The organism is Streptococcus sp. SK140 (assembly GCF_000259525.1).
In the GTDB taxonomy this organism is placed as follows: Bacteria; Bacillota; Bacilli; order Lactobacillales; family Streptococcaceae; genus Streptococcus.
The window spans coordinates 1-12,091 of the sequence record NZ_AJML01000012.1 but is presented as its reverse complement, the minus strand read 5'-3'; the positions used below and the strand labels follow the sequence as shown (position 1 = coordinate 12,091).

The window sequence follows — 12,091 nt, the reverse complement described above, 5'->3', positions numbered from 1 at the left end:
AGTCACGAATTTAAGAATAACTCAATATCCCCTCTTTCTTACCTAAAGGCATTAGCAAAAGTTAATTACTCAACTCTCACATACCGACCATACGACATATAGACTTCACTATCTCTCTCTAGCTACCTTCTACGAAGTATCATTGACTGTTTTCAGCCGTCAGTTCCCTTTACTTATCTACTAAGGCGAAAGGACGAAATACCCAACGTGATCTTAATAAAAGCTTAGTAGATATAAAAACTAGAACTACTAACAGACTTGACTTTTAACCATAAATCACTTATAATAAAGTTGCAACATCAATTATTCGTGTTTGGTCAGTGTAAATCATTGCCTGACACGTTTTTTTATTAAATTTTCAAAGGTCAATCATCACAGAAAAATGTAATCATTTGATTACATCGACTATTATATAATCAAATGATTACTTTGTCAAGACTTTTGTAAAATAATTTTATTATTTCTTATTACGGTACTTATTATGGAATTTAAAGATAGATTAAAAGCAGTTCGACTGAACAATAAACTCACTCAAAAAGAGGTTGCAAACCACTTCCAAACTTCACCTCAAAGTTATGCCCAGTGGGAGAAAGGGCTAAGAAAACCATCAGCAGAAAATCTTCAGAAACTTGCAGATTTTTTCAACGTTTCAACTGACTACCTTTTAGGGAAAACTGATTTTCCTGAACCTGATTCGGATATTGATTTAGATACTGCTATTGATAATTCAGTCGCTTTCGATGGTACTCCTATCACAGATGATGACCGAGAAATCATCAAAAATTATCTGAAAGATTACTTCGCAAATAAAAAATAAGTATGAATCTAAATAAAGTTATAAAAGAGATTGAGCAATTAAACTGCCAAGTTGTCATTCTTGACAACTTATCCTGTAAGGGGAGATATGTACTTGCAAATAACAAACACTTTATTTTCCTTAGTTCCGATACAACAGATATTGAAAAAATAAATATACTTCTTCACGAAAAACACCATCTCATTAATGATGATTGTAACAATTCTTTATCTCAGATCGATACTTTTAAAAATCATATTGAATCTGAAACTGAAAAAAGAAGAATCCTTGATTTTATGAGTCTAGTAAATAGTGAATACCCAATTGATGAAAGTTTTAATTATCAAAACTATATTTCGAATGCAGAAATTCCAGCAAAATATGAAAACTATGTTAAAGAAATAGCTAGACAATTTTATAATGATAACAAAAAAAATAACATTATCTGATGATAGTGTTATTTTTTGACTCTATAAAATTTGTAGAAATTTAATCCATCACATAGATTATACAATTTTTCAAACACATATAAAAACGTAGTTGAATTTATTTGTAATTACAAAAGGTAGAATCACACTCTGATTCTACCTTAAAACTCTATACAAATTTGATTTTTTCTGGTGAACCTAGTGAAGTAAATAATAAACTCTCAGGAAAAACATAATTATGTTTAAAAATATAATCAACTAAAATTCTTATTGATTCTGGAAAATTTTTAAAAAATTCTTGGTAAGCTTTATTTCTATATATGACACTTTGTTCCATTATCGACAGATATTCAGTATTATTTTTTAAACTACATTCAATACAGTATTTCATCACAAATTCCCCAAGAACAATAGGATCAATGTGACATTTAACACCCTTTTTATCTAAATATTCAATAATTGTATTAACTGGTTCAATGATATAATGTGTTCGTCGAGCTTGTAAAATAATATCAGACCAGTTCTTTATATAATCAGGCGATTGATCGGCCAAAAAATTTTTTAGATGTCTAAAAATAGACTCTATTAAACTAAATGTATATAAACCATCAACCGGGAAATATGTTGCTAATACTGATTGACTTCCTAACCCGAGAAACATATTTCCAATATTTAAATAATGAGAATCCAACACCTGTGTCTGACATGCCCCCAACATTGTGATAACAGGTACAACTTCTAAAGTATTTGATAACTCAATCATATCAATTTCATCATCACCAATATGAAGCTTACCAATCTGATATGGTTGATTTCTACTCATTTCAGGCATACTACCGTGCCCATAGTAAATAAAAAAAGTTGAAGGATTTTCATTCATCGTACGAATAAAGTCAGTTTTATTTCTAACTTCATAGTAATTAACACAATAGTTAGGAAAATATTCTTTCAATAATTCCCCTAATTTTTTCCCAATATTATATAGTCCGTCAGATACATTAAGACTATTAATTACTAAAAATGATGCATTAGCTTTTGGAATTTTTGTTATTAAATTATGTTTTGCAGAGTTTAATAGCATATTACCAGGAATAATTGGCAATCTGCTGATTGATTTTATTAAGCCTAGAGGAGTATCTTTATATTTAACCCATTCAATTGGTGCATCTGTAATGAATTTTATATGCTTCCCATGTTTAACAATTATATCGATAAAGCCATCATCTAATGATAACTTTAACTTCTCAGATATTTTATGGAAATTATTATTGAATTTTTCAATTTCTGATAAATTGGAATTCTTCATTATATTTTTAAACATATGCGAATACCACAAAGTAATATCTTTAGAAGGTAAGTTAGGCAAACGCACATACGGAGATTTTGTATCCAAAGTAAAATTAAGAGATAAAGAGTCTAAGATTAAATTTTCTAGAACTCTATCAGAAATTATTGATAGCATCTTTTCAATATCTTTGCTGTCCCCTATTCCATAATATCCTGAAAAATCATATATCTGCCGAAGAACTGATTTAGACAGTCGTAACTGAAACTCTCTATTTACCAAATCAACACTTGTTTTATTTACCATCGGCAAAACAAAAACCATATCTGTTCGATAAGATATTTCATCAAATCTCTTAAAAAAATAATCCGATAGATTCAAAAAATATTTTTCAAGAATATCAAAGTCTAAATCTGCAGTATCTATTGAATCATCCCATTTCCTTATAATTTCAATCAAAGAATCAATTCCTTTTTCATGTTTTGCAAGATATATGATATACTTTTCTGCAATTAGGAGCTTTAAATAATATTTCAAATCACTTATCGCTTGTTCCTCTGCCACTAGTTTTTCTTCTGTTGTTAGGTTATCAAATGGTTTTGGTTCCTGCCCATTTTCAAATATAGATAGGTACAAACCTCTATTACGATTGATTGCAATCTCTAAAGGTCGCAAAAAGCGCTTTTGAGGTATGCTAATCGGCTCAATTTTTGTTTTATCAGAGATTGTAACTTTATTATCTAATATCTGACTAGCATTAATGCTATTTTTTTCAACAATCAATTGTAGTTTGCTGAAAGGAATCTCTACTCCATCTGTTAAAAAAATCACAGGTAGTGTTGTTTCTTGTATTTGTTCAATAATAGGATGATCTTTTAATTCTTCAGGAATGAAAACGCAGCCTAAAGGAGTTTGTTTAATTAAATCTATAATACCCTCTGTATTCTTAATTAACAGCTCTATGTTTATGTATTCCGTAATATAATTTGGTTCTTCAACAAATGAGGATAGAGGCCAAGGAAGAACTAACTCTTCAAAACTTTTAGGTATATGAGCAACTAAATACCTTGATTGAGTATGAGTCACAATGTTCCTATTAAAACGATAGGAGAATGTGTCTCTCTCAATAAAATTTGGATTATCATGATTATTTGTAGTTAAAAAATAACTTACAAATGGTATGTTTAAAAACTGTTCTGTCATAATATTTCTTTTACTTTATCTTCTTATAATCTATGATATCTTTTTGATTTACAAAATAGAGATTCCCTCTCGTACGAGTACACGCAACATAAAATTTACTTTTGGTTTGTGAAGGAAGTTCATTCAAGCGATCAGCTGCGAATAATTTGTATGATGTTGGATTTAGTACTACACAAACATTGTCATATTCAGAACCTTTACTATCCCCCCAATTCTGACTCTTGCATTCATAATCATAAGATTTTTGATAAAAAAGTTTCATGATATTGTCATCTGTCATTATTGATTCTATTTTTTTCTGTGAATCGATAAGAGTAATTTGGGAAGAAAGCTTTTCTTCTCGCTGTGATAAAATTTCAATAGCTAAATTATCAACAATAAAGTCACAAACTATTTTGGGACAACGATAACTTTTTGACAAACTCGATAAATCAATTTCATATCCTGAATCAGAAATAACTTTTAACCAATTCTCAAAATTCGAATGGATCCCTTTTCCTTTATTACCTCTCCTTGAAGTACTAAAGGTTTTTTGATAAAAATCTCCAAATAAAAATACTTCTGCATTAAGATTACTTAAACTTAAAAGCCAATCAAAATCATCTGACTCAAAATCCTGACACTCATCTACATAAATACAATCAAAAAATTTATCAATTCTATCCAAATATGAATTATCAAATCTAATTTCTTTCCTCTTATAGATTAATGAACCCCTTAATAGAGATTTAGAAAGTTGATTCTGAACAATTCTTCCAGTATTATCTATAGCAGTCTTATCAAATTTTCCTTGAGTTTTATAATCAAAATTTATTCCTTTTGGTCGTTTCCCTAAATATGGCACTAAGCAAAAACTATATAGAAACTCAAAAACACCAAAAATAAAAGTAGACTCAGGAATGTAGCCAAATTTTTCAATCAACTTTGCTCTGATTGTATTCTGGTTCATCTCTGTATACGTAAGGATAAGATTTCTTTTTTGAGGATCAATACTTTCAATTATTTTAGTTGTTTTGCCACTTCCAGCAACAGCATGAATCAATCTTTTATTATCCATTCAATCGCCTCTTTAATATAATTGGGTATAATAAATTTTTCCCTTATATTATCAGTTTCCATTTGTTCTAGTAATCTCAGTGCAAATTCAGCCTTTTCCCTGAGCATGTATTCTAATAAATCATTAGATTTGGTTAGTCCTGAAGACTCTAATAAATCCGAGTTACAATTATAAATGCATATCTCAAATGTTCGATTATCATTATCTAAATCAGAAGAAACTTTTATATTCTGGAATTGTTGATAAGAACTATATTTTGACTGTACTTTACTTTCGTAATCACCATCATTATCCGTGATAACTACTACTTTTTTATCAGTAAAGTTAGTTGCAATTTCTAAATACCTCTCAAAACTTAATCCATCTACAGAAATAATTGATACATTAAATTCTTCAGGCTTTTTGGAGTGGAGTATTTCGAAAAACTTCTCTACTAAAATATACTCAGCATTTCCCTCAACAAGAATTATCTTCTTACCTAGAGAGAAGTTCAATAAATTTTGATTAGTAGATTTTTTGAAAAATCTTACAGTATCTTTTTTCAAACCTTTAAGTTTAGATATCTGACCATTATCTAAAAAAAGAAGATTGTCTACACCCAATCTTGAAGCAATCATATTTGAATGAGTTCCAATAAAAACTTGAACACCTGTATTTGAACTTAGCATTCTAACCAATTTCTGGAGGTTTTGGAAGCTCAAATGATTCTCAGGTTCCTCAATAAGTAGTATTTTAACCGTTTCCTTGAGATGACTGTATGCATTTTCAACACCTAATAATACCTTTTCTCCTTGCCCTAAATTTTTTATATCTACACCATTTTTTACAGCTGATACTGAATTTCTAAATGAATTTTCTGATTCGTCAAAATGAAGTTGAAATTCTGAAGCATTCTCCTTCAACAGTTCATCCTTCCTTAAAGTCTTTAAAAAATTAAATGAATTTATCCTGTATTGATGATTAACTTTTGCTCTATTCTCAGCTGATATATTATCCAAATATACCTCATGAATACGTTTTTGAATTTCTTGTTGTGTATCAATAAGACTCGTATTTATTATTGAATGTAGAAACTTATATGGTTTATTGTAAGAGGAATAGGTTTTTCCTGAAAATGTCAAAAATTCAACTCTATAGAACTCAAATGGAAAGACTGTCCAGTTACTATCATTTAAGACAGAAGTAATTTCAGCTATATAATCTTGATTAGGAATTATTTTTAATGAAAGTCCAAAAGCTTTAATTTTTTGAGAGTTATGTTTCCCTTCTATATTGAAATTAGAGGAAATTTCAGTACTTAATTCATCAAAATAAATTTCAACAAAGATCTCAGGGATCTGATTGATATCCCTTGTGCTCATAAATTCTAAAATCGCTTCTTGGTTAATAATACTAGACAAACTACTTCTTTCAATTTGACTGTGACTACCACTCAGCACTAATCCAACAGCATACAATAGCGTTGACTTTCCTGCACCATTCTCTCCAACGAAAATGTTAACTTCTGAGTTACAAGTAAAATCAACATTCTTATAACGTTTAAAGTTTTGTAATATTATTCTTGATATCATACAGACTACCTAAACCTCGCATATTAGTTTGAATAGTTATTTATTAATATTATATCACATAAATAGTGTTAATTTTTCAAAATTGTAATTACAGATAAGATGAATATTGCTTTATTCTTGCATCTTAAAAAGATTTTGACATAATTGTTGCATAATAAAGCAACAGGAGTTTTAGCTTATATTTTCTAGTATTCGTCTTAAAGAACACAAAATAGATAAACACTATTCCTAATCTGAGCTATCTAATCTATTAAAAATCAATAGAGCTTCGTACAACAAGTGGTAAAGTAGTAAATCCGTTCCAGATCAAAAAACTCATTCTGCTCTTGCAAGAACACTTGATGTTCCAACAACATATTTTGAATCAGTATACAAGATTATGATCCCCTATCTTCAGCTCTCTTAAAAAAATTAAGATTCTGATACTGAAAAGAGAAGAATCCTTGATTTTATGAGTCTAGTAAATAGTGAATACCCAATTGATGAAAGTTTTAATTATCAAAACTATATTTCAAATGCAGAAATTCCAGCAAAATATGAAAACTATGTTAAAGAAATAGCTAGACAATTTTATAATGATAACAAAAAAAATAACATTATCTGATGATAGTGTTATTTTTTGACTCTATAAAATTTGTAGAAATTTAATCCATCACATAGATTATACAATTTTTCAAACACATATAAAAACTTTCTTAAAATCATTTTAAATTACAAAAGAGAGAATCACACTCTGATTCTCTCTTTTACTATGTTAAGTATCAACTACAGTTTAACATTAGCCTTCATTACTTAACCCATTCACCGTTATAGTTTACGTAATAACCACCCACTGTGGTATTAACAGCTAAAGCACCTGAATCATAGGCATAGTACCATTTACCATTTACTTGGAACCAGCCTGTCTTCATATCTCCATTACTTGCATTTAGGTAGTACCAAGTTGAACCATCTTTCATCCAACCAGTAGACATTGCACCTGATGAACGAAGGTAGTACCAACTGTTGCCAACATAAGCCCAACCTGTCTTCATATCACCATTTTGAGCATCTAGATAATACCAAGTTGAACCATCTTTCACCCAACCTGTTGCCATAGCACCTGATGAACGGAGATAGTACCAGTTATTACCTAGATATTGCCATCCTGTTTGCATTGCAGCAGTTGTTGGATCGAGGTAGTACCAAGCTGAACCATCATTTATCCAACCTGCACGTCTTTCACCACCAATAAAGTTTTCTCCATTAATTTCAGTTTTAGCTAGATAATACCAATTAGACTGATCATAAAGCCAACCTGTCTCTAAAGAATGATTCTGATTAAAGTAATAGTTCGTGTAATAACGCTTCTCTTCTTTGTCTTCACGTTTTTCCCCGTACTTTCTTCCAACACTGTCTTTAGTTTTAATCTCTAATGCTTTCCAACCAACAAACTCTTGTAGCACTCCATTCTGATCGAAGTAGTACCACTCTGACTTTGGAAAACCTTCTAATCTGATACCATTTGGGTAAGGACCAATTGTACTACCTTTAGATGGAAACGGGATATATTGCCAGCCGACAACCATCTCTCCAGATAGAGAATCAAAATAATAGTACTTACCATCAATCACTCGCCAGTAGGTTTCTTTAAGATCACCCTTTTTGTAGTAAGTTCTTCCGTTTTCTTGGACAAACTGCCATCCTTCAGAATCATCTGCAAATACTGTATTGGTAGCTAGCAAACCAAAGAAAATTGCTGTTAGTCCAACTTGCATAGTTTTTTTCAAAAGTTTCATTTATATATACCTCCAATATTAAATCAACTCACCAGATGAAGCGAAATTATAAACTTTACCATCGATAGTTTGGCTACCTGTAACCATTGATCCACTTGAATTGAGATAATACCAGTTTCCTCCTACTTTTATCCAACCTGTTTTCATGTCTCCATTAGTAGGATCTAGATAGTACCATGTTGAACCATCTTTATACCAACCAGTCTTCATATCACCATTTTTATTATCTAAGTAATACCATCTGCCTCGTACATATTTCCAACCTGTTACCATCGAACCAGAGGATTCAAGGTAATACCATTTTCCGTTTACTTTTTGCCAATCTGTAAGCATCTTACCTGAAGCATCTAGATAGTACCAAGTATCATTTATTTTCTGCCAACCTGTTTGTTTCGTACTATTCTTATAGTAATACCACGTACCACTAATCAATTTCCAACCATCAATAGAATGTCCCTCAAGGATGGAATAAATAAAGGATAGGTTTTGTTCATTTAATTTTACTGCCAAATTAACAATATCTGATCCTCTTGATTCAGTTCCTATGTGTACACCTACGACACGATGTGAAGCATCATAGACAGCAGCACCACTAGCACCACCATATGTATCTACATTATAATATAAAAAGTCCCCTGTATCACGTATTACATTTCTAGTATCTGTATACATCTGTACAGCTTCAGAAAGCGCTGAATAACCTGTAACAGTTACATTCAAACCAGAAAGATTTGTGGATAAAGATGAGAGACCAAGTGTCCCTGTTTTAGTCCCAATAGGCTCTTCTAAAACTAATAACGCTAAATCATTCTTTGAATGCCTACCTGGATTGTCTGACACATAATTTTTTAGATAGTAATATTTCTTTACTTTTACTGTACCAAATGGAGCTTTATTGGGTGTAGCAGCAGGAGTAACATATAATTCTTCAGCATCTTTTCCAAACTCATGTTTATAGATATTATGAGCTGCAGTAATAAGAATATTGTCCTTTATAAAATTAGCACTCCCCCTATAAGTTTTGTTTTTACCATCTTCTACACCATGAAATACAGACTCTACATAGACTGATGTAGAATAAGGATATTGTAAAGTATTCTCAATCGAAACTAAGTCGTTACTCCCAATAATTGCTTCCGGCTGACTTGTAAAAAATTGACCGTAAGTCGGTGAAATATCTGGAAGTGAATAACTACTTGGTTCTGGACTTTCTTGTAAAGTTTCACTTACCTCATATTCTTCACCTGTATTAGTAATAACAGTCAAAGCAGATACTGTCGACAACTGGCTAGCCAATAAAGTACTCGCAATAATTGAAATACCCAATTTTTTATAAAAATTTTTCTTCATTATTTTTATCCTCCTAATGTGATTATAGCATACTATCCTAATCTTTTCAATATATCAACCGATAAAATTACGGTATCTTCTCATTGGTCTTGTATACTATTGTATCTATCAGGAAAATACACTTCAAATTTATTTAATATATATAAAATAGACCATTCCAGAATCTACTTTAATCTATATTAATTTTGATCACAGTTTTTCTTCTTAGTGATGTATATCTTTTTTATTTTGATATTACCTTTTATTTTTAATTCCTTTTTTATTCCAAAATTACAGTTGCGCTGAGTTCATAATTGCAATAAATATCTAATTCATTTTCAGAATTACCACTAAACACTCCTCCACCTTTTTTACTAAAGATAAACTTAACAAAATAAACTTCTAAATCACCTTCATACTCCACTTCAACTTCAAAATTAGAACCTGCTTCTATATCTTCTACCTGATCAAAATAATCATTAAGGAAATCTCTTGCAAAATAATTTAGTTTAGGTTTCAAAAATTGTGGTACTGAATTATAATACATTACTTTCTTTATGTCCATATGTTATTTCCTTCTAATCTTCTTTAATTTTACAATAATTTCAAATACAAAGCATAAATAGGAAAATCTATATATCTTTCTTTCGTCTCATTATCCAGTTTATTCCAAAACAAGTCAGCTTGTGGTTTTGATTTTAATAAAACTGATGAACCAAAACAAAGTTCATAGTTATCATTACTATTTACTAAAATGTTGCTCAGAATCTCCATTTCTTTGCTGTTTAATTTACGAACTCTAGATTTTATTTGAAGGTCATTTATTATAGCCATCTCACAATTTTTGGAGTATTTTAAGTTCCAGTCAGAAAGACATTGTGCCCAATTAAGCAATAACTCACTTCTAGAAACATCTTCTGCCTTATCAGCAGCCACAACTATTTTTATAATAGTGTTGTTAGTTCCTTCATATTTCAATTGATTATCAACTAATATTTGGTAAGAGGCAATAACCGAATCAAAATCACAATTATCTATTTTTAACCAGTCATTTGGTTCTAAAACTTCAAAGATTGAAATGTAGGACGAATCTTCACCTTCACCTCTCCTACACCAAGGAATTTCAGTAAAAATGTCTATCATAGTTCCAATATTATCTGTCTCAAAGTCATATAAGGTAATAATGTGGATATTAGCAATTCTTAGGTGAAGTAATTTTGATTCATTATAATTTAAGGCAACTTTCTTCTTTAGAATAAGGCCTAAATTGAGAATATTTAGATTTCTTAGAGATTGTTTATCAAAGTAAGTTAGATCAACCTCTTTTTGTATCCCCATATTTTCCATGAAGTTTGAAATCTGTACCAATTCCTTTATCTCAGTCTCTAAATCACGTGAAGTAATATCCAATATTGACTGTTCATCTAGTTCTATTGTATTACCATTGAGCTTGTAATATCCGAATTTTCCTAGTTCTTGAAGTGCCTGAGTGCACTTTATGGCTTTTGATAACATATTAGGTCTTGTGTAGTTAAATGTGAATTGTTTCTTCTTAACATCAAATGACATTTTAAAACCTTCACCAAAATGGAGTTGTACACTCCCATCAGGGAATCTATGCCTTTTTACATTTTGAAAAATAGTATTCCCGATTGTAATAATTAGATCTGTTTCCTCGTAAGTTTCGACAACCTTTATTGTATTTTCAAGTGGTACTTCAATACCAGTTAAAGGATCTTTATAATAAATGAAGAGATCATTCTCTTCCTGATAGTTAAAGATCTCTCCTTTTTCTTGACCATAATAATAGAATTTAAGGTTACTATCATCAGAGATATCTTCAACTGAAATACCATCAACATTTATGAAGCTATATTGCTTACGACTATTTGTTATAAAATCGACTAGCATAGGGTACAGTTTTTGTTCGTCTAATTCATGAATCTGTACAGAAAGTTTCTTATTGCTTGTTGTTTTATTTTTAAAATTACTTTTTTTAATTAGCTTCTTTATAGAAAGAGGAGGTAATGATTATAGTAGATATTTCTTAAATCACCATCCTCGCTTAACCAAACTACGAATAAAACTACACCACCATTTTTTGAATATAATTCTAAATCACTTATGTCCAACGAGAAGGATTTCAATTTATTCTTCTGTTGCCTTGTAGCTTTAATTTGAACAGGCACTTTACCAAATATTTCACTTCTTTTCTCACTAGAAGTTTTAAGAACATGAATCTCACCATCCCAGACTGGAGTTTTATCATTACTATCAAAATAAGTCTGAAGTAAACTATGTCTATTTATGAATGTTGTCAGATATGAAACACCTAATGTCTCAATTTGTCTATTATTTGCCAAATTCTAACCTCGATAAATAACTATCTCTCTATATATTACATTATACCATTAACAAAGAAAAACATATAGCATACCACCGCTATTTTGCTTAAACTGAAAATATAAAAATCACAACTATACTATAAAATTTCCTTTTATAAATTAAATATCCTTATCTAAGTTCACAAGAGAAAATGTGCACTTAATGCGAAAATTCAAGACTAAAAAATCATTATACAAATCAAACTACTAAAAATGAATTTATGGTATACTAGTGATAATAAATAGTTATCGGTAGGAGA

General features: G+C 30.2%; 8 protein-coding genes and 2 pseudogenes. 3 read left to right on the top strand and 7 right to left on the bottom strand.

Features of this window, described 5'->3' with window-relative positions; translation table 11 throughout:
- Positions 1 to 481: 481 nt before the first annotated feature.
- Both HMPREF1116_RS03885 and HMPREF1116_RS0101990 read left to right on the top strand, forming a co-directional pair.
- Positions 482 to 817: a helix-turn-helix domain-containing protein gene (locus HMPREF1116_RS03885; RefSeq protein ID WP_000394558.1), complete on the top strand. Its 336-nt coding sequence runs from the start codon at positions 482 to 484 to the stop codon at positions 815 to 817.
- A 2-nt stretch (positions 818 to 819) separates the two neighbouring features.
- Entirely contained in the window at positions 820 to 1,245 is a 426-nt protein-coding gene (locus HMPREF1116_RS0101990; RefSeq protein ID WP_001052543.1) for an ImmA/IrrE family metallo-endopeptidase, read from the top strand.
- A gap of 148 nt (positions 1,246 to 1,393) precedes the next feature.
- Here HMPREF1116_RS0101990 and HMPREF1116_RS03880 read toward each other — a convergent pair whose 3' ends face one another.
- The 3 genes from HMPREF1116_RS03880 to HMPREF1116_RS03870 are packed head-to-tail and all read right to left on the bottom strand — an operon-like array spanning position 1,394 to position 6,340.
- Positions 1,394 to 3,712, bottom strand: coding sequence for a hypothetical protein (locus HMPREF1116_RS03880; protein WP_000139177.1), 2,319 nt, complete (start codon positions 3,710 to 3,712; stop codon positions 1,394 to 1,396).
- Between the two features lie 10 nt (positions 3,713 to 3,722).
- On the bottom strand, positions 3,723 to 4,769 hold the full coding sequence (locus tag HMPREF1116_RS03875; protein WP_000369178.1) for an RNA helicase: 1,047 nt from the start codon (positions 4,767 to 4,769) through the stop codon (positions 3,723 to 3,725).
- Positions 4,751 to 6,340 (bottom strand): ATP-dependent nuclease, encoded by a 1,590-nt coding sequence (locus HMPREF1116_RS03870; protein WP_000625577.1) that lies wholly within the window; start codon positions 6,338 to 6,340, stop codon positions 4,751 to 4,753. The genes HMPREF1116_RS03875 and HMPREF1116_RS03870 overlap by 19 nt, the downstream gene beginning before the upstream one ends.
- Positions 6,341 to 6,767: 427 nt before the next feature.
- Here HMPREF1116_RS03870 and HMPREF1116_RS12300 point away from each other — a divergent pair.
- A pseudogene (locus tag HMPREF1116_RS12300) lies at positions 6,768 to 6,944 on the top strand (ImmA/IrrE family metallo-endopeptidase); the annotation flags it as partial.
- 184 nt (positions 6,945 to 7,128) lie between these two features.
- On the opposite strand, the gene cbpJ reads toward HMPREF1116_RS12300, so the two are convergent.
- From cbpJ to HMPREF1116_RS03845, 4 genes and pseudogenes are all read right to left on the bottom strand, one after another.
- On the bottom strand, positions 7,129 to 8,118 hold the full coding sequence (gene cbpJ, locus HMPREF1116_RS03860) for a choline-binding protein CbpJ (protein ID WP_000771153.1): 990 nt from the start codon (positions 8,116 to 8,118) through the stop codon (positions 7,129 to 7,131).
- 18 nt (positions 8,119 to 8,136) lie between these two features.
- Positions 8,137 to 9,468 (bottom strand): trypsin-like peptidase domain-containing protein, encoded by a 1,332-nt coding sequence (locus HMPREF1116_RS03855; protein ID WP_000739258.1) that lies wholly within the window; start codon positions 9,466 to 9,468, stop codon positions 8,137 to 8,139.
- A 259-nt stretch (positions 9,469 to 9,727) separates the two neighbouring features.
- Positions 9,728 to 10,012, bottom strand: a complete 285-nt coding sequence (locus HMPREF1116_RS03850) for a hypothetical protein (protein WP_000351861.1) — start codon at positions 10,010 to 10,012, stop codon at positions 9,728 to 9,730.
- A gap of 29 nt (positions 10,013 to 10,041) precedes the next feature.
- Positions 10,042 to 11,810: pseudogene (locus HMPREF1116_RS03845) on the bottom strand (DUF4365 domain-containing protein).
- Between the last annotated feature and the right edge of the window lie 281 nt (positions 11,811 to 12,091).

Excerpts from the sequence above, each read along its gene's own strand:
- HMPREF1116_RS03885 (WP_000394558.1), top strand. The coding sequence starts at position 482 with ATGGAATTTAAAGATAGATTAAAAGCAGTTCGACTGAACAATAAACTC.
- HMPREF1116_RS0101990 (WP_001052543.1), top strand. The coding sequence starts at position 820 with ATGAATCTAAATAAAGTTATAAAAGAGATTGAGCAATTAAACTGCCAA.
- HMPREF1116_RS03880 (WP_000139177.1), bottom strand. The coding sequence starts at position 3,712 with ATGACAGAACAGTTTTTAAACATACCATTTGTAAGTTATTTTTTAACT.
- HMPREF1116_RS03875 (WP_000369178.1), bottom strand. The coding sequence starts at position 4,769 with ATGGATAATAAAAGATTGATTCATGCTGTTGCTGGAAGTGGCAAAACA.
- HMPREF1116_RS03870 (WP_000625577.1), bottom strand. The coding sequence starts at position 6,340 with ATGATATCAAGAATAATATTACAAAACTTTAAACGTTATAAGAATGTT.
- cbpJ (WP_000771153.1), bottom strand. The coding sequence starts at position 8,118 with ATGAAACTTTTGAAAAAAACTATGCAAGTTGGACTAACAGCAATTTTC.
- HMPREF1116_RS03855 (WP_000739258.1), bottom strand. The coding sequence starts at position 9,468 with ATGAAGAAAAATTTTTATAAAAAATTGGGTATTTCAATTATTGCGAGT.
- HMPREF1116_RS03850 (WP_000351861.1), bottom strand. The coding sequence starts at position 10,012 with ATGGACATAAAGAAAGTAATGTATTATAATTCAGTACCACAATTTTTG.